The sequence below is a fragment of the Micromonospora sp. NPDC052213 genome (assembly GCF_040679695.1).
Lineage (GTDB): Bacteria > Actinomycetota > Actinomycetes > Mycobacteriales > Micromonosporaceae > Micromonospora.
Genome location: NZ_JBFAVI010000156.1, coordinates 1 through 16623, shown reverse-complemented (window position 1 = coordinate 16623; position 16623 = coordinate 1). Strand labels below are relative to the sequence as shown.

Below are 16623 nucleotides of genomic sequence, written 5' to 3'. Positions count from 1 at the left end.
GCCCGCGCCGCGGGCGGGGACGACCGGCATTCCCGGTCAGGGCGAGATGAGCCCCGACCGGGCGGCGTACCAGGCCAACTGCATGCGGCTGTCGGTCCCGGCCAGCTTCATCAGGCGCTGGATCCGGCGCTGCACCGTGCGTTCGCTGGTCCCGAGCCGGCTGGCCACCGTCTTGTCCGGCATCCCGGAGAGCAGGTACGTCAGCAGCGCGACGTCGACGTCGTCCCACGCGGGAGACCCCTCGGCGAGACCCGTGGCGGTGAGCCGCAACGGCGTGGCCGCCTGCCAGACCCGCTCGAAGAGCGCCACCAGCAGGTGCACCAGCGCCTGACCCCGTACCAGGAGGAACCCGGGATGGACGCTCGTCTGGTCGGGCAGCATCGGCAGCAGCACCGTCTCCCGGTCCACGATGATCATCTTGCTGGGCAGCTCGGCAGCGATCCTGATCTCGTACCCGCTCTTGAGGAACCTGCCGATCTCGGCGGGGGTACGCGGATCGTCGAGGGCGGCGCGCTCGTAGACGTAACGGTAGGCGGGCACGTCGGTGGAGACCTCGAGGTCGCCGTCCAGCACGTACGGAGGCCGGAAGAACGCCATTATCTCCCGTTTGGCGCCCCGCTCCATGTTGTCGATCCAGGTGGCGAGCTCCTCCGGGGTGGTGAGCGCCTCCACCTCACCCACGGTGGATGTCGCCCCGGTCCGGTACACCTGCACCAGTTCCCCCAGCCTGCCCTGGACCTGTTGCAGCGCGGCCTGACGCTGGACGATGAGGGTGCCGAGCCCGACGTCGGGTGGTACGACGGTGTGCAGGCCGCCGTCGTCACCGGTGACCAGGCCGAGCGCGACCAGTCGCGCCATCGCGGCTGTCACCGCCGGCGCCGCCATCTGCACCGCCTCCGTGAGATCCGCGACGGTCGCCCGGCGGCGGCGCAGCAGCTCCACGTAGACCGCTTCGTCCTGCTCGCCGATCCCGAGCCCACGCAGCATTCTCATCCCACTTCCCGCCCCTGCCCTCCGGGCGCCGGCCACGTAAGGACCGGCCAGCCAGTATTGCCCTGACCCTGCCGGGCCGTCCAGACCATTCGCCCGCCATCCCCCGCCCCCGCCTACGGCCGGGGGAGGGCGGCGGATCGGGTTGTCATGCGGCGTGACCGCGATGGGACGGTCGGCGCTGGCCGGCATGGTGATGTGCCGGGGGAGCCGTGCGCATCACCGGCCCCGGCCTGCGCGCCCGCCGGATGACGGGCGAGCGCGTCCAGGGACGGTAGGAGCACCGGCCCGCTCGCACGAGAGAAGGCCGGCGCTCCTACCCGACGTCCCGGTCAGCCCCGGACAGGTCCAGGCCGGCAGCGTCCCCGCGTGTGCGGCGGCCCAGACGCCGGCGGCCGGCGGCCTCAGCCTCCGCAGCCGGTGCTGATGTCGAACTCTGTGACGATCCAGCCGTCGTCCTGCTTCTTCCAGGTCACCGCGGCGAAGTTCGGCTGGAAGTCGCCGTTCGCGTCCTTCGGGCAGTTCTCCAGCATGGCGAAGAACTGGTTGGGGTACTCGACCTGGCCGTACATCGTGGGACCCCACTCGGTGGGCGGCGGACCCGACTGCCGGCTGGCGAAGGAGTCCACCACTCCCTCGCAGGTCCTGCCCTCGGCGTCCTTCCACCGCCTCATCTCCCCGATGAACCTGTCCGCGGCGTCGGGAGTCATCAGCGAGCACACCCGCTGCGAGTCTCCGGCGTAGATGGCCTTCATGATCGCCGCGTACGACTCTTCCGGGGACTTCGGGATGCCGGTGTCACTGTCGTCGCCGGTGTCGTCCTGGCTACCGCCGCAGGCGGACAGCAGCGCGACGGCGACCAGCGGCAGCGCGACCTTCGCCACGCGAAGACGCAAGAGGGTTCTCCTTCGAATGCTTGCCGGTGCGGGGACGCAGGCATGCCGGGCGCGCGTCCACCGGCGTGAACCAGCCCAAGATCATATTGTAATGATCTTGCGAGTTCGCCACCGCGTCACCGTTCGAGCTTCGCTGTTGGCGGCGTCTCGACCTCGCCCGCCGGTCATGATCCGGAAACGGGCCGGCGTAGCGGTGGCCGTACCATATGGCGGCAGTCGAGCGAGGATGGACGGTTTGGACGGGTTCAAGGTCGAGGTGGACGCGTTGCGGTCCGTGGGGACGCGGATCGAGGGCATCAGGGCCGACATCAACGCAGCCGAGCAGCGACTCAAGTCGGGAGACCCTGGCGACCTCGGATCGGGGGACCTGGACGACGCCGCCGAGGACTTCGTCGACCGCTGGGGCAGCACGCTCGACAAGATGGCCGCGGGAATGCAGGGCATGCAGAACAGACTGACGCTGTCCACCGACCGGTACTCGCAGACCGACCTCGGCAACGCCCAGTACTTCAAGGGCGTGCCGGAGCCTGATCTGGCTCCGAAGGGGAGCTGACGCATGCTCGAGTGGTTCGGCTTCGCACCCGGGAACTACCCCGCCCTGGGCTTCGATCCTGCGCCCGGAAGCCCCGAGAACGTCGCGGCCTTCACCGCCGTCCTGACGTACGCCGCCGGCAGGATGCAGGAGGCCAGGGGTGAGATCGACGCGGTGGCTCGTGACGTCGGCGGCTGGGAAGGCCAGGCGGCCGAGGGTTTCCGCCACCGCCTCCACGGATTCCCGAAGAAGCTGGACGAGGCCGCCAGCACGATGACCAGTGCCGCGAACCTGCTGCAGCAGTGGAAGCAGGACCTCGTCACGCTGCAGACGAAGGCCCGCGCCTACGAGCAGGACGCCGCAGCGGCCAAGAAGAAGGTGGAGGCGGCCGAGGACGACCCGGCGCTCAGCCTCGTCGGTCAGCTCTTCCACAACGACCTGGACCTCGCCGCCGCCCAAGCCAAGGTCAACGCCGCCACCCGGCGGCTCGAGACAGCACAGGGCGAGTACGACGACATCGTCGCGAGCGCCGAGACCCTGAAGGGGTACCACGAGGAGTTGTCGGCGGAGGTCGCGAGGAAGCTCGGCCGGCTCGCCGAGTCCGCCAGCGATCCTGGACTGCTCACGGAACTCCTGGACGACCTGAGCGCGCCGTTCGACGCGCTCGGGGACTGGATCACGAACAACGCGAACCGGATCGCCAACCTGGGCGACGTCTTCGGCGACATCGCCATGGGCAGCGGCATCCTGTCGCTGCTCATGATCGGCGCCGGCACCCTGCTCTCCGGGACGGTGATCGGCGCCCCGCTCGGCGGGGCGCTCATCATGATCGGCGGCAGCGGCCTGGGTGCCAGCACGATCCTCGGGGTCGGCGCCCTCGTTCTGCACGGCACCGCCTGGTTCGGCGGCGGCGACGTGTCCGCCCAGGATCTGACCTTCGACATCGCCGGAGCCGTCACCATCGGCCTCGGAAGGCTGATGCAGCCGGCCCTCGAGGGACTCGACGACGTCAGTCGCGGCGTGACCGAGGCGTTCTTCGACGGAAGCTGGCAGTCGAGCGCGAACTCGATGCAGCAGGAGGACATCGCCAACCACGTCGACGACTACTGGCAGGACGGCTGGTACGACATCCCGGCCGCCATGGAGCGGGCGTGGAGCCTGGGCGCGGGCGAGGACGACGCCGCACAGCAGGAAAAGGCGGAACAGCTGCAGGAGGCGAAGAAGGCGGTGGCCCACTAGTGCGCACGCCCACCGAGACGGCGCCGCCCGCGCTGCCCCGCGTCAGATTCGCCGTACCCTCCTGGTTCCACGCGGTGCCCATGCACCCCGACCCGGACGAACGCCGGCAGGCCCTGTTCGAGCTCGCCGCCCGGGTCCTGCCACACGGCGACCCCGACCAACGTCTGTTGCTGGCCGCGCTGTACGACCGGCAGGTCGTCGAGTTGAGCCGCTACCCGCTGCTCTACTACGGGTTCAGCTGCGTGGCGGTTGACGGCAAGGCAAGCGTGTCTTCCCTACTGGCCGCCCTGGAACCCACGGAGCAACTGGACGCGAACCTCGCCGCGGAGCAGTTGGCCGCGCGGTTCGAGCGCGAGGCGGGCCCGTACCACCGCGTGGAGCGACGTGACCTGCCGTGTGGTCCGGCGGTGGTCGTGCTGGCCGGTTCCGGCACGCCGATCCCCACGCGGCTCGGCGCGCAGCCGGAACCGGCCGTCGTCCCGGTCGCCTACGCCCAGGCGGTCGTGCCCCTGCCCGACGCGCCGTACCTCCTGGTCCTACGCCTCACCACCCCGAGCCTCGCCGACTGGGCGGAGTACTGCCAGGCAATGGTCTCGATCCTGCGCAGTATCCGGTTCGAACAGCTCGATCCGGCGCCCTGACCGGCCCGCTTCCCGTGGCCAGGATCGCCGCCACCCGGCAGCCCCTTCATGCCACGCCGGTTCTGCGGTCCCGTCGGATGAAACTGACCGTCAGCGGTCGGCGGCCGAGCGTACGCTCGCTGCGTCGACGAGGCGCCGGCAACCGTGGTCCCGTGCCGGCGACGCGCAAGGAGCAGGTGAGTTGAACGCCACGTGGCGGGGGTGGGTAGGGCTGGCGCCGGGCCGGATCTACTACCGCGGCGAGATCGGTGCGGCAGGGATGCACTCGCACCACGCGGTGCAGCTGCTCGTCGCCCGCGACACCGTCCTGGTGCTCCGGGGCGCCGACGGCACCGACCATTCCTGCCGTGCGGCGCTGATTCCGGCGAACACCGCGCACGCCGTCGTCCGGGGCGCGGCGGACGGCCTGCTCGCGTTGATCGACCCGGTGTCCAGTCTCGGCCGCCTGCTCGACCGCGGCGAATCGCGATCCGCTTCGGCCGCGCGGTGGCGGCTGGATCCGCATCCACCACCCCCGGCCGGCGACGTCTCGTCGGCGGAGGCGATCGACGCCGTGATCCGGTCCGTGGTGAGGGGCGAGATCCCGACCGCGCGCCCGCGACACGCCGCCGTGGCCGAGGCGGTGAGTCTTGTCCCTACCCTGCTGCCCGGCAGGGTGGGGCTCAGCGAGGTGGCGCGAGCCGTGCACCTGTCGCAGAGCAGGCTGTCGCACCTGTTCCGGCAGGAGCTGGGGCTGCCGTTCCGTGCCTACGTGCGGTGGGAACGGCTGCGTACGGCCCTGCTGCTGTTGTCGTCGGGCGGGTCCCTGACGCAGGCCGCACACGAGGCCGGCTTCGCCGACTCCTCCCACCTGACCAGGGTGTTCCGGAGCATGTTCGGACTGGCGCCGTCCGAGCTGCTGCGGGGGCTGCGGTGGGAGGGTCAGCAGGTTCGTCCAAGCCCTGGGCCCGGCGCCGGGGAATCGTGGGTGCCGTGACAGAAATTCTCATCATCGGTGCGGGCCAGGCCGGTCTCGCCGCGGGGTACGAGTTGCGCCGCGCCGGATTCGACGTCCTTCTGCTGGACGCGGGCACGCGGGTCGGGGACGCGTGGCGAAACCGTTGGGACTCGCTGCGGCTGTTCACCCCGGCGCGGCACAGCGCCCTGCCCGGCCTGCCCTTCCCCGCTCCGCCCGGCCACTATCCCAGCAAGGACGAGGTGGCGGACTACCTGGCGGCCTATGCCGAACACCATGCCCTGCCCGTCGAGCACGGCGCGGCCGTACGGCTGCTGCGTCGGACCTCGGAGGGCGCCTTCGAGGCCGTCACGCCCAACGGAGTCCGCACGGCGCGTGCCGTGGTCGTGGCGACCGGCCCCTTCCAGGTCCCCCACGTCCCGGCGCTGAGCGACGGCCTGGCCGCGGAGCTGGTCCAGTTGCACAGCGTCCAGTACCGGCGCCCCGCCGACCTCCCCGATGGCCCCGTACTGGTGGTGGGGGGCGGCAACTCCGGCATGCAGATCGCCGCCGAGCTGGCGGCATCGCGGTCCGTCACGTTGTCGCTCGGGACGCGGCAGCCGGTCCTTCCGCAGCGCCCCTTCGGCGTCGACATCTTCACCTGGCTGGACGTCCTCGGGCTGGTACGGGCCCCCGCCGAGGGCTGGCTGGGGCGGCGGATCCGGGCGCGGGACCCGCTGATCGAGACCGGTCCGCGCGCCCTGCGCAGACGGGGTGTCCGGGTCGTCGGCCGCGTGACCGGCGCGCAGGGCCGAGCACTGCGGACGGCCGACGGACAGGAGCTGACGCCTTCCGTCGTGCTCTGGGCGACGGGCTTTCGCGCCGACTTCGGCTGGCTGCGGGTGCCCGGCGCCGTCGACCCGGCCGACGGGCTGCCCGTCCACGTCGACGGCGTGAGCCCGGTGCCCGGCCTGTGTTACGTCGGCCTGCCGTTCCAGCGCAACAGGGGATCCGCGTTGCTCGGCTGGGTCGGCCGGGACGCCGCCGTGATCAGTAGTCGGCTGCGCGCGTCCACCCGTACGACATCGCGGGGTCCACACCCCGAGTCACCCGGCGGCGGATCGGGTGACGGCCCCACCGCCACGCCCGCCGAGCCAGCCGCCCGCGCCTGACCCACCCCGGCCAGCGGGCACCGTGGCATCGGCGGCCCGAGCGGGGCTCCACAGCCTTGGCGGCGCCGGGGCGGGGCGGCCGTCGGGTCCGGCGGGGAACCGGATCCGCGGCCTGGGTTCCCGGGATGTGGACCGGTGGTAACGGGATCCGGCTCGGTACCGCCCTGGGAAGGGGCCGGTGTTACCGATCCGGTTCCTGGCCGGGGTGGCACCTCCCGAACAGGGTCGCCCAACCCACCCCGGCCACCGTTGCAGGTGGGTCCCACAGCGCCGGGCCCTGCGGACGGTGGTCAGTGGGCGTGGGCCTTGGCGGTGAGCACGTGGGTGACCAGGGTGGTGAGAACGTACTTGGTCGACTCCCGGTCCCGCGCGTCACAGAGGACGACCGGGACCGAGGGCGGCAGCTCCAGCGCGTCGGACACCTCTTCCGGCAGATACCTGGGTGCGCCGTCGAAACAGTTCACGGCGACCACGAAGGGTGTGCCGCGCTGTTCGAAGTGGTCGATGACGGGAAACGAGTCGGGCAGCCGGCGGGTGTCCGCCAGGACGACCGCACCCAACGCGCCGCGCGTCAGCTCGTCCCACATGAACCAGAACCGGTCCTGACCCGGGGTGCCGAACAGGTACAGGGCAAGTCGCGGACTGAGCGTGATCCGCCCGAAGTCCATGGCGACGGTGGTGGTTCGCTTGGCTTCGACGCCCGCGGTCGAATCGACCCCGACCGACCGGTCGCTGAGACTCTCCTCCGTACGGAACGGGCGCACCTCGCTGACCGAGCCGACCAGCGTGGTCTTGCCACTGCCGAACCCGCCGGCGATGAGAATCTTCAGCGAGGCCGGCTCCTGCGCCGATGCCTGGGTTTCAGAGTCTCTGAAGACCATCGAGCAGTTCCTCCAGAAGATGCACACCGGCGTGCAGTGCGCCGTGGTTCGGCGGGCGAATGGTGATCAGTTCCAACTCGTGGAGATCGGCGAGCAGGACGCGGAGCACGCCCAGGGGCAGGTCGAGATCGGCGCCGACCTCGACCACGGCGGTCGGCCGCGCGCACAACCGCAGGATCGCGAGATGCTCCGGGCCGAGATACTGGGTGCTGGCGGGATGGACGCTGGCGGCGGCGATCACACTGAGCAGATCCAGCGAGATCTTCGCAGCGTGGGTCCTGCCAGAGGTCACGCCGTAGAGTCGCACCAGGGGCCCTGCCTCGTCGTCGAGCCACTCGCTGCCTCCAGACGACCTCTGCCATGCCGCCATCAGAGGTCACCTGGTCTCGTACGCGGCGTTCTCGTACCTCGGAAGGATCGCCATGTGCTCACCCATCCGACGTACCAGCATCGACATCTCATAGGCGATCAGGCCCGCGTCCGCGTCGGGCTCAGCCACGACGGCCAACCGGGCGCCGGCGCCGGCGGCCGTCACGAACAGGAAGCCACGAGTCAGATCCACCACCGTCCGGCGAACCTCACCGCAGTCGAAGTGGTCGCCCGCCCCGTTGGCGAGGCTGTGGAAACCAGCCGCGACGGCACTGAGGTGGTCGGCGTCGTTGCGATCCAGATTTCTGGTACGCGCCACGAGGAGACCGTCACCGGACAGGATGACTGCGTGCCGGACGGCGGGGGCGCGGTCCGCGAAGCTGTCCAGCAGCCAGGCGAGGCCGCCAGCGTCCGCAGCCGTCTCAGTCATTCTGATCACTCTCCCGTGCGGGTGTGGACGACGGCGCACCGAAACTCACGCCGGCGTCATTATCGGTTCTGGAGGTTGAGGGGTGCATCCCGTCCCAGCCCAGCTGGATGGCGGACATCAGTGACCGGACCTCCTCGGGGTTCCGGTCGTGCGCAGGTTCGGGCCGTGCGGGCGTGGCCCCCGCGCGGCGGGTACCGGCCCGAGGCTGCGGGGCGGCTGCTGCCTGGCGGGAACGTCGGGGCAGCGCCGGCCGGTCGATGTCGGGAACGACCTCCACCGGATTGCGCGGGGCCGGCGGCAAGCTCAGCGCGGGCAGGTCCAGCACCGGTCTCGCTGGCGTTTGCAGCTCGGACGTGCCTGCCACCGGCGCGCCACGATGGCGCGTCGCCTCGGACGGAGCGCGGTTGGTGGCGTGCGCGCCCCGTCGCGGGGGATGCGCATCGGCTCCGGCGAGCCGCCCGACCGGCACCCGCTCGACAGGGCTGTCGGCGTCGACATCGGCGAGCAGGGTGGGAGGCAGCAACACGATCGCCGTGGTGCCGCCGTAGGGCGAGCCGCGCAGCGAGACGCGGATGCCCTGCCGCGCGGCGAGCTGACCGACGACGAACAGCCCGAGCTGGCTTCCGTCCGTCAGGTCGAACTCCGGCGGGTCCGCGAGCTGCGAGTTCAGCTCCGCCATCACGGTGTCGCTCATGCTCACACCGGCATCCTCGACCTCGACCACGAAGCCGTTGGCCGCCCTCATGCCCCGCACCTGCACCTGCGTGTCGGCGGGCGAGTACAGTGCGGCGTTCTCGATGAGCTCGGCGAGCAGGTGGATGAGGTCGGCAACCACCGGGCCGACGATGCCCACCGACGGCGGCATGTGAACGGTGACCCGCGGGTAGTCCTCCACCTCGGTAACCGCCGCGCGCACCACGTCCTGCAGCGGCACCGGGCTGCTCCATCCCCGGCCCGGCGCCTCACCGGACAGGATGATCAGGCTTTCGGCGTGGCGGCGCATCCTGGTGGCCAGGTGGTCCAGGGAGAACAACTGGGCAAGCTGGTCGGGATCGTTGCTCTGCCGCTCGATCTGATCCAGCAGCTTGAGCTGGCGGTGCAGCAGCGTCTGGTTCCGTCGCGCCAGATTGACGAACACCCGGGACACGCCCTGTCGGAGCTGCGCCTCGCCGCTGGCCGCCTCGATGGCAACCCGATGGACGCGGTCGAACGAGCCGCTCAGGTCGTCGAGTTCCCTGGTGCGGGGCCGATCGAAGGCTCGGCCCTCGGCGAACTCGTCGGGGTCGGCGGCCGTGCCGGCACGAAGGCGCTGCACCAGTTCCGGCAACCGTACGGTCGCGACGTCGTCCATCCGGTTGCGGAGCAGGGTGCTCTCCCTGATCAGGGTCCGGCCGATGCGAATCGACACGCTCACCAGCGCGATGACGCCGAGCAGACCGAACCCCGTGGCGATGGCGGCCCGCAGCAGGACCCGGCGGGCAATCGGCTCGGCGCTGGTACCCAACACCGTGGCGGTCCTGAGTTCGAAGGCGTGCACCTCGTCGAGCACGGCCTTCGCCGCGGCGTCCCATTCCGCCGCGGTCACCTTGATGCGGGTGCCGGGCCGCGTCTGCGCAACGGTCTCTTCCAGCGTGCGCAGCCGACTCATGGCCTCGCTGCTTGCGATCTTGTTGTACTCCGCCGCAACGTCGGCAGGCAGGTTGGGCAGCGCCGTGGCGTACGAACCGTTGACCGCGCCGATGTTGGTGACCAGGGCGTACCAGTCGTCGCGGGTGAGGATCCCGGCGGCGATCGCGGCGGACACCCGGGCGTCCACTTCCTCCAGCAGCGCCCGGGAGCGGGTGAGACGGGACAACGCCTCACCAGAACTGTGCACCGTCCTGTCGTCGACCCCCGTGAGGGAGTTCAGGATGCGAATGCCGTTGTCGATGGCGGCGTTGTAGTAGGAAAAGACCTGCGTCGGTGCTGCCGTGCCACTGTCAATCGCCGATCGCTGACCGGACAACTGCCCGAGTCGGGCATCCATTTCCTGCGCCAACTGATTGGCGGATCCCTCGCCGATCCTGCCAATCACATCCATCGCGCCGCTGCGGAATTTCTCGGCGGCCTGGTCCGTGACGGCGCGCGCTTTGTCGAGTACGGATCGGCCCGTGCCGCGGTTTGCCAGATACACCACCGACGCTTTGCGTTCCGCACTCAGCGCAGAATCCAGCGCGTCGGTGGGCACGCCGATCTCCAGATTCCGTTGCTGGCTCTGGCTGGTCGACACGGCACCCGGGACGGTGAGGTACATGCCGAAGGCCCACAGCGGAAGGAGCGTCGCGAACGCCACCACCAGCAGCGACCAGATCTGGAAACGTACCGACCGACGGTGCGGGCGTCGTCTGTCGCCGCCGAGCCGAGGCGTGTCCGACCCGGTGGCGCCCGTCGATGTTCGACGGCGGGCAGATTCATCAGGCAACGGTCCGGGCTCCCCTGGTGGGGAACCCGGGTGACGGCCGCCGCCCGGGTCGGAGACGAAAGATCAACACCGCTAGAGCATAAGGGCCTGTCAAGACCCTGAACAGTGCGACCGAGAGTAGCCGGGGGAGTCGAGACAGTCACATCGATCGCGATGTGGCAGGGCGGGGATGCGCTACGTGAACTGAGGTGGGCTCGGCGTGATCCGGGCGGGCGTGCGTATTCAAAATGGGTACACGAAGCGTGGTGGCAACGTCACGGAGTTCGCCGCGACCGTGCTGGTGTCGTCCAGAAGAAGTGTGCCAGCGGTCGGGGTGGGAGGGTGAATCAATGTTCTCGTGGCGGCCAATTTCTGTTTCCCCTCAACGGGTTTCGGGCGACCCGGTCGAGCGTCTCCCCGTCGAGTGGGGTGAGGCTCCTGTCCGCATGGAGACCCGGGCCGCGCGGGCGCCGTGCCGCCCGCCGCCGCTGCGGCGGGTCTCCTGGTGGGGGCTGCCAAACCGATTGACAATCGATAGGTTACGAGCGATAGTCGATGCATGTTCACCGAGCATCGAGCGGTGGCCCCGCTCAGAGTCTTCCTCGTGTTGCTGTTCGGGATCCTGGTCCTGTTCCAGACCATGTCGCTGCCCGGCCAGTTCGCGCACATGGCCGAGGAATCCCCGGACCTCGCCTACCTCAGGTGGCCGATGACCGCCATCACGGTGTTCTGGGTGCTGTGCATCCAGGTGGTGATCGTGTCCACCTGGAAGTTGCTCACTCTCGTCAGGAACGACCGCATCTTCAGCGACGCCTCCATGGGGTGGGTGAACGCGATCGTGTGGGCGATCGTCGCCGCCTGGGTGGTGCTACTGGGCGTGTTTCTCTACGTCGGTTTCAGAGCGACAGATCCCGGGCTGCCCCTCCTGTTGTTCCTGATGCTGGTGGGTGTCGCCGTGCTGGGGCTCCTGATGGTGGTGATGCGCGCCCTGCTGCGGCAGGCCACGACGCTGCGCACCGACATGGAAGCGGTGATCTGATGCCCATCGTCGTCCGCATCGACGTCGAACTGGCGAAACGCAAGATGAGCGTCGGTGAGTTCGCCGAGCGCGTCGGGCTCACACCGGCGAACGTTGCCGTGCTGAAGAACGGTCGTGCCAAGGCCGTCCGTTTCAGCACCCTGGAAGCCATGTGCCGGGTGCTGGACTGCCAGCCCGGTGACCTGCTCGAGTGGGTCGAGGAATGAGACGTCACGGTGCACCGCGTGCCACCCTCCGAGGGCGAGGCACCCCTCAGCCCCGGCGCGCGGTGCGGATCCTTGCCAGGATGCCCACGAGTGCCGTCGCCGCGGCGGCCTGCGAGACCGCCACGGCCACCACCAGGCTCGCCGCGGAGTGTTCGTACAGTCCTCCCGCCGCAGCGCCACCGGCCAGGGCGCCCGCACCCTGCACGGCGGCGAACACCCCGTACGCGGTGGCTCGCCGCGCAGCGGGCACGAGATCGGCCACGAGAGCCTTGACGGTGGAGTCCTGCACACCCACGGCGGCGCCCCAGACCAGCACCCCGGCCGCCGCCAGCAGTGGGCCTCCGCCGAACGTCAGAACGGGCACGGCAGCGATCAGCGCGGGAAGCACCACCAGCACCCACGGGCCGGCCCGGTCGTAGACCAGGCCAGTCACCAGCGCGGCGAGCGCACCCGCGCCCATCGCCGCCGCGTACAGCAGCGGCACCGCGGCGGTCGCGACGACACCGGCGCGTACGAGGTGGAAACCGATCAGCCCGAACGTCACCAGACCCGCGGTGCACAGCGCCATCGCCGCCGCGAACCAGTGGAAGCGGGCCGGCAGCGACACCCGGCCCGCTGGACGGGCGGGCGGGCGCGGTACGGCGTCGCCCTGGGGCGCCTCGGCCGCTGCGGGGGCAGCCACCCGGGCCCGCACGACGACCAGCAGCAGCATGGTGACGGCCCCGGGTACGGCAAGTGCGGCCAGTCCCGGCCACAGCGCCCCCGCGGCCAGCGCGACGACGCCTGCGACGAGCAGCGGACCCGCGAAGGCGCCGACCTGGTCCAGTGCCTTGTGCACGCCCAGACCCCGACCCAGTCCCACGCGTGCGGCGGCGTCGGCGAGCAGGGCCGACTTGGCCGGGCTGCGAATCGCCTTGCCCAGCCGTTCGGCGACGATCAGTGCCGCGGCCACGGCCATGCCGGCGCCACCCAGCAGTGGGGTGACGGCGAGCAGCGGCACGCAGAGCGCGGTCAACGCGTACCCGAGGATCGTCAACGACCAGTAGCGGCGGGTCCGGTCCGCCAGCGGTCCGGACACCAGACGCAGCAGCAACGCCGCAGCCTCACCGGCCCCGGTAACCAGCCCGACCGCGACCGCCGAGGCGCCCAGCGAGGCCAGCAGCGGCCCGTACACCGACCGGGCGCCCTCGTACACCATGTCCGCGGCGAGGCTGACCACCCCGAACCCGACGACAACCCGCCACGGCGACCAGCCGCGCCCGGCCACGTCGGACGTGCCATCGACCCCGCCCTGCGCCAGGCGTCGACTCAACACCCGACCCGCCACTCGACCTCCCCTCGTCGGTCGCCGTCGACAACCCCGTACACGACGTCGAAGCCCGCGGCCCGACGCGACCCGCCACGGTGTGGATACCAGTTCGACCCCGGGACCGCGTCACCGGCTCCACCTCGCCCGGCCGACGCGGGCCGGCCGGACGCGACAGCGGCGTGACAGCGGCGCGACAGCGCCGATCGATACGTTCATCGGCATGAGCATTTCCAAGATCATCCGCCGCGTCGCCCTCGGCGCGGCCACCACGTCGATGGCCGTGGGCGGCCTCGTCGGCGTCGCGAGCCCGGCCTCCGCCGGCGTCCACCAACCACCGCCGGGCTGCTTCGCCGAGATGGGCTGGTACTACGGCATCGCCCGGTGCAACTACGGCATGCCCGCGTTCCAGGTGCTCGTGCGGTGCAACGACGGCACCTACCGGACCGGGCCGTGGCTGCAGCCGGGCCCGACCTGGTCGCAGGCCAACTGCAACCACCCGCTGTGGGTCACCGACGTGTGGGTCAACCTGGCCGACTGACGGTGCCGCGCGACGCAGCGGAGGCCCGTACACCCTTCCAGGGCCTCCGCTGCGCCGACCTCCCGCCGGGCGCGTCTCCCGGTCGAGTCCGCGGCCCCCGGTAGTCAGGAGAGGCGCTCGATCGTCGCGGGGACCAGGCCGTGGCAACGGGCCACGTCGGTGACCTGGCGCAGCACCCAGCGCAGCCCGTCACCACCGGCCGGGTCGGACGTCACGTCGATGCTCCACGCGACACCGCCGACCCGGCGGAGCTGCCAGAGGTGGTTCGTGTCGTTGACCCGCAGCCGGCCGGTGCCGACCACGCCAGGCTCGGTCGCCTCCGTGCCCGAGACGCCGCCGAGCCGCAGCAACGCCGACAGGCGGGCTATCGCGTCGCCGTCCGGTTCACCGGCGAAGAGCACCCGGTGGACCGCCGGGCCGGTGCCCAGCCGCAGCGGTGCACCGACGCCCAGCGGGACGTCGTCGCCGAAGTGCCGGCGCAGCGCGTCCTCGTCCGGCAGCGCCCCGCCGCCGAGCCGGGCGTACGCCGCTTCCGCCCCGGGGCGGTCCACGGCCGTCAACCGGGAGCGCAGGCGTGGGTCCGCGCGGACTGCCCGCACGAACGCGGCCGAGCTCCACCAGCCGGCGTCCGCCGCCGTCCAGCAGGCGCTGCGCAGCCGTACGGCCGACAGGTCGTCGTCCAGCACGAACTCCTCGACCAGGAGCCCCGCCCCCGTCGCGTCATCCCCGCCGGTCGCTTGCAGCAGGTAGTAGTGGAGCAGTGCGGTGTTCGCGGGCGGCGTCGTCGTTACCTGGGTCATCCCGGGACAATAGTGCCCGATCGGGCCGTATGGTCGACAGGCTCGTCGATTCCGCCGATTCCGCCCGGCCGGCGGTCATCGGGGCATGGCCCGATGGCAGCGGGCCAGTTCCGCGCGTAGGTCGCGTCGCAGCGACCGGTCCAGGTCGGGCTGGGTGAGCGCGTGGGTGAAGTCCCGGGCGGCTTCCTCCCACCGTCCCAGCCGCATCAGCGCCGTGCCTCGGTTGTAGCGGGGGACAGGTGCCGCCGACAGCGCCACCGCCCGGTCCAGGTCGGCCAGGGCGGCGGACACGTCACCGCGTTCGAACCGGATCGCGGCACGGTTCGTCCACGCCTCGACCAGCTCCGGATCCCCGGCCAGCGCCTGGCTGAGCAGGTGGTCGGCCTCGGCGAGGCTGCCCCGCTCCGAACGGATCAGTCCCAGGGTGCACAGCAGCGCGGGCTCCTGCGGGGCCAGCGCCAGCCCGGCCCGCGCGTCCGTCTCGGCCTGTACGAACGCGTCGCGTCGGACGTGCAGGTTGACCAGGGCGATCCGGGCGTCGAGATGCCCGGGGTCGATCGTCAGCACGCGCTCCAGGTCGTCACGCGCCCGCCCGGAACGGCCCCGCTCCTGGTGGAGCATGGCCCGGTTGTAGTACGCCTCCGGCAGGTGCGGTCCCAGGCGGATCGCGGTGTCGTAGTCCCTGATCGCGGCCCGTGGCCGCCCCGCCGCCCGGTGCAGGGCGGCCCGGTCCACGTAGTACTCGCAGTTGTCGGGGTCGTGGGCGATCACGGTGTCGAGCTCCGTCAGGGCCTGCGCCGGATCGCCCAGGGCGAGGTGCACCTGCGCCCGGTTGTGGCGTAGCCGGGCCAGGTCCTGTGGGCGCTCGCCGGGGGCGAGCACCGCGGTCAACCGGGCCAGCCCGTCGTCGATCAGCCGTAGCGCGGCGGCGGGATCGCCTTCCCTGCTGTCCAGCAGGGCCAGGCCCTGCTCGTAGAAGACGGTGGACAGCACCCGCTGCCGCGGGTCGTCCAGCCCGGCGGCGAGGTGGAGCGCCTTCCCCAGCCAGTGCCGCGCCTGCGCCGGGTCCTGGTCGGCGGCCGGCAGGTGCCGGGCGTACAGCATGGCGGTGGCGTACGCGGCCGACATGGCGATCTTGGGGTTGTCGGTGGCGGCGCGCGCTTCGTGGTAGAGGTCGAGGGCTTCGGTGGCGCGGTCCAGCGCCGCCAGGGCGGTGGCCAGGCCGGTGGTGAACGCCCACCAGTGCCGCAGGTCGCCGTCGGGGGTCACCGCGGCGCGTCCGCGTCGGGCGGTTCGGGCCGCGTGGTGGTAGAAGCCGCGGGCCAGGCTGTCGCCCAGGGCCGTGCGCATCGTCTCCGGCGTCGGGGCGGCCGTCACCGGCGGACGGGGGCCACCGTCGTGCAGGTGGAGGCGTACGGGGGACGGCCCGAGTCGGCGGGTCAGCGTCTCCAGCAGCTCGCGGGTGGTTTCGTCGGCGCTCCCGACGTGCGTGAACCGCACCGTGACCGGGTGGCGGAGCCGGTCTGCCCAGGCCGCCACGAACTCGGCCGCGCCGTAGGCCAGGTAGGCGGTGCGTCGGGCGGGATGGAACCGGATCGGCTCCTCCTCGGCGGCCGGTCGTGCCGCGCCGTCCAGCCCGGGGGCGATGGCGTGCAGCTCGACCTTGTGGCGGGACGCCAGGCGGGGGCGGTCGGCGGCGACTCGGCCGAGGAAGGCCGCGACCCCGGCGTACGGCCCGTGGTCGCGGTGGCAGTCGTAGCCGCCCGGCTCGTCGGTCAAGACCGGGCCGATCGCCGCAGGGGCGGGCGCTCGGGAGCGCCCGCCGTGTCGGCTGCTACCAGCACCACTCGATCCAGAGCCGACGGGCACCGGACAGCAGGCGCAGCGAGCTCTTGCGGCGGACGGTCATCTTCCTCACGGGGTGCCTCCATTGTGGATCGTTACGGGACGGGTCAGAGCCTAATCGAGATCGATAGGAATATGAAGATGGCTCGTGATGGTTCCGGCTGCGGCAGGCTGCCGGACGGGCCCCAGGGCTCGGCCGGTGCACACCAGCCCGCCGGCGGCCCGTGCGATCTCGACGACGTCGACCTCGGCCCAGCGGTGGAGACGGGTCAGCCGCAGGGTGTCGACGTCCCTCGGCCACGGCGGCGAGGGCACCGGTGCGCGGGGGCTTCCGCGCACCCGTGGGGGGGGGTGGCGGGCGC

17 protein-coding genes are annotated in these 16623 nt (G+C 71.5%); 8 read left to right on the top strand and 9 right to left on the bottom strand.

The window, feature by feature from the left end:
• Positions 1–36 precede the first annotated feature (36 nt).
• Complete coding sequence (locus tag AB0L34_RS27030) at positions 37–993, bottom strand: helix-turn-helix domain-containing protein (RefSeq protein ID WP_363707708.1); 957 nt, start codon at positions 991–993, stop codon at positions 37–39.
• Positions 994–1394: 401 nt separating this feature from the next.
• On the bottom strand, positions 1395–1886 hold the full coding sequence (locus AB0L34_RS27025; RefSeq protein WP_363707706.1) for a hypothetical protein: 492 nt from the start codon (positions 1884–1886) through the stop codon (positions 1395–1397).
• A 226-nt stretch (positions 1887–2112) separates the two neighbouring features.
• On the opposite strand from AB0L34_RS27025, the gene AB0L34_RS27020 reads away from it, so the two are divergent.
• The 5 genes from AB0L34_RS27020 (at position 2113) to AB0L34_RS27000 (ending at position 6404) form a co-directional block, all read left to right on the top strand.
• Complete coding sequence (locus AB0L34_RS27020) at positions 2113–2439, top strand: WXG100 family type VII secretion target (protein ID WP_363707704.1); 327 nt, start codon at positions 2113–2115, stop codon at positions 2437–2439.
• A gap of 3 nt (positions 2440–2442) precedes the next feature.
• A complete protein-coding gene (locus AB0L34_RS27015; RefSeq protein ID WP_357457774.1) occupies positions 2443–3657 on the top strand; it encodes a hypothetical protein in 1215 nt (404 codons plus the stop codon).
• Entirely contained in the window at positions 3657–4298 is a 642-nt protein-coding gene (locus AB0L34_RS27010; RefSeq protein ID WP_363707702.1) for a hypothetical protein, read from the top strand. The genes AB0L34_RS27015 and AB0L34_RS27010 overlap by 1 nt, the downstream gene beginning before the upstream one ends.
• Positions 4299–4479: 181 nt before the next feature.
• Positions 4480–5274, top strand: coding sequence for a helix-turn-helix transcriptional regulator (locus AB0L34_RS27005; protein ID WP_357457780.1), 795 nt, complete (start codon positions 4480–4482; stop codon positions 5272–5274).
• Complete coding sequence (locus tag AB0L34_RS27000) at positions 5271–6404, top strand: NAD(P)/FAD-dependent oxidoreductase (RefSeq protein WP_363707700.1); 1134 nt, start codon at positions 5271–5273, stop codon at positions 6402–6404. Before AB0L34_RS27005 ends, AB0L34_RS27000 begins: the two co-directional genes overlap by 4 nt.
• A gap of 290 nt (positions 6405–6694) precedes the next feature.
• On the opposite strand, the gene AB0L34_RS26995 is transcribed toward AB0L34_RS27000, so the two are convergent.
• The 4 genes from AB0L34_RS26995 to AB0L34_RS26980 are packed head-to-tail and all read right to left on the bottom strand — an operon-like array spanning position 6695 to position 10419.
• Positions 6695–7285 (bottom strand): ATP/GTP-binding protein, encoded by a 591-nt coding sequence (locus tag AB0L34_RS26995; protein WP_357457786.1) that lies wholly within the window; start codon positions 7283–7285, stop codon positions 6695–6697.
• Positions 7266–7655 (bottom strand): DUF742 domain-containing protein, encoded by a 390-nt coding sequence (locus AB0L34_RS26990; RefSeq protein WP_363707698.1) that lies wholly within the window; start codon positions 7653–7655, stop codon positions 7266–7268. The genes AB0L34_RS26995 and AB0L34_RS26990 overlap by 20 nt, the downstream gene beginning before the upstream one ends.
• Before the next feature lie 6 nt (positions 7656–7661).
• Positions 7662–8084, bottom strand: a complete 423-nt coding sequence (locus AB0L34_RS26985) for a roadblock/LC7 domain-containing protein (RefSeq protein ID WP_350708814.1) — start codon at positions 8082–8084, stop codon at positions 7662–7664.
• Positions 8077–10419, bottom strand: coding sequence for a nitrate- and nitrite sensing domain-containing protein (locus AB0L34_RS26980; RefSeq protein WP_363707696.1), 2343 nt, complete (start codon positions 10417–10419; stop codon positions 8077–8079). The genes AB0L34_RS26985 and AB0L34_RS26980 overlap by 8 nt, the downstream gene beginning before the upstream one ends.
• A 664-nt stretch (positions 10420–11083) precedes the next feature.
• On the opposite strand from AB0L34_RS26980, the gene AB0L34_RS26975 reads away from it, so the two are divergent.
• Positions 11084–11563 (top strand): DUF2975 domain-containing protein, encoded by a 480-nt coding sequence (locus AB0L34_RS26975; protein WP_363707694.1) that lies wholly within the window; start codon positions 11084–11086, stop codon positions 11561–11563.
• On the top strand, positions 11563–11769 hold the full coding sequence (locus AB0L34_RS26970; protein WP_091094605.1) for a helix-turn-helix transcriptional regulator: 207 nt from the start codon (positions 11563–11565) through the stop codon (positions 11767–11769). The genes AB0L34_RS26975 and AB0L34_RS26970 overlap by 1 nt, the downstream gene beginning before the upstream one ends.
• Positions 11770–11815: 46 nt before the next feature.
• Here AB0L34_RS26970 and AB0L34_RS26965 read toward each other — a convergent pair whose 3' ends face one another.
• Positions 11816–13081, bottom strand: a complete 1266-nt coding sequence (locus AB0L34_RS26965) for an MFS transporter (protein WP_363707709.1) — start codon at positions 13079–13081, stop codon at positions 11816–11818.
• Between the two features lie 217 nt (positions 13082–13298).
• On the opposite strand from AB0L34_RS26965, the gene AB0L34_RS26960 reads away from it, so the two are divergent.
• Positions 13299–13616, top strand: a complete 318-nt coding sequence (locus AB0L34_RS26960) for a hypothetical protein (RefSeq protein ID WP_363707692.1) — start codon at positions 13299–13301, stop codon at positions 13614–13616.
• Positions 13617–13720: 104 nt separating this feature from the next.
• Here the strand turns inward: AB0L34_RS26960 and AB0L34_RS26955 are convergent, their stop codons facing one another.
• Both AB0L34_RS26955 and AB0L34_RS26950 read right to left on the bottom strand, forming a co-directional pair.
• Positions 13721–14416 (bottom strand): hypothetical protein, encoded by a 696-nt coding sequence (locus AB0L34_RS26955; protein WP_363707690.1) that lies wholly within the window; start codon positions 14414–14416, stop codon positions 13721–13723.
• A 75-nt stretch (positions 14417–14491) separates the two neighbouring features.
• A complete protein-coding gene (locus tag AB0L34_RS26950; RefSeq protein ID WP_363707688.1) occupies positions 14492–16195 on the bottom strand; it encodes a tetratricopeptide repeat protein in 1704 nt (567 codons plus the stop codon).
• Between the last annotated feature and the right edge of the window lie 428 nt (positions 16196–16623).

Bases quoted from the DNA above. Each gene is read 5' to 3' on its own strand.
- AB0L34_RS27030 (WP_363707708.1), bottom strand. From the start codon at position 993: ATGAGAATGCTGCGTGGGCTCGGGATCGGCGAGCAGGACGAAGCGGTC.
- AB0L34_RS27020 (WP_363707704.1), top strand. From the start codon at position 2,113: ATGGACGGTTTGGACGGGTTCAAGGTCGAGGTGGACGCGTTGCGGTCC.
- AB0L34_RS27015 (WP_357457774.1), top strand. From the start codon at position 2,443: ATGCTCGAGTGGTTCGGCTTCGCACCCGGGAACTACCCCGCCCTGGGC.
- AB0L34_RS26995 (WP_357457786.1), bottom strand. From the start codon at position 7,285: ATGGTCTTCAGAGACTCTGAAACCCAGGCATCGGCGCAGGAGCCGGCC.
- AB0L34_RS26990 (WP_363707698.1), bottom strand. From the start codon at position 7,655: ATGGCGGCATGGCAGAGGTCGTCTGGAGGCAGCGAGTGGCTCGACGAC.
- AB0L34_RS26985 (WP_350708814.1), bottom strand. From the start codon at position 8,084: ATGACTGAGACGGCTGCGGACGCTGGCGGCCTCGCCTGGCTGCTGGAC.
- AB0L34_RS26975 (WP_363707694.1), top strand. From the start codon at position 11,084: ATGTTCACCGAGCATCGAGCGGTGGCCCCGCTCAGAGTCTTCCTCGTG.
- AB0L34_RS26970 (WP_091094605.1), top strand. From the start codon at position 11,563: ATGCCCATCGTCGTCCGCATCGACGTCGAACTGGCGAAACGCAAGATG.
- AB0L34_RS26960 (WP_363707692.1), top strand. From the start codon at position 13,299: ATGAGCATTTCCAAGATCATCCGCCGCGTCGCCCTCGGCGCGGCCACC.
- AB0L34_RS26955 (WP_363707690.1), bottom strand. From the start codon at position 14,416: ATGACCCAGGTAACGACGACGCCGCCCGCGAACACCGCACTGCTCCAC.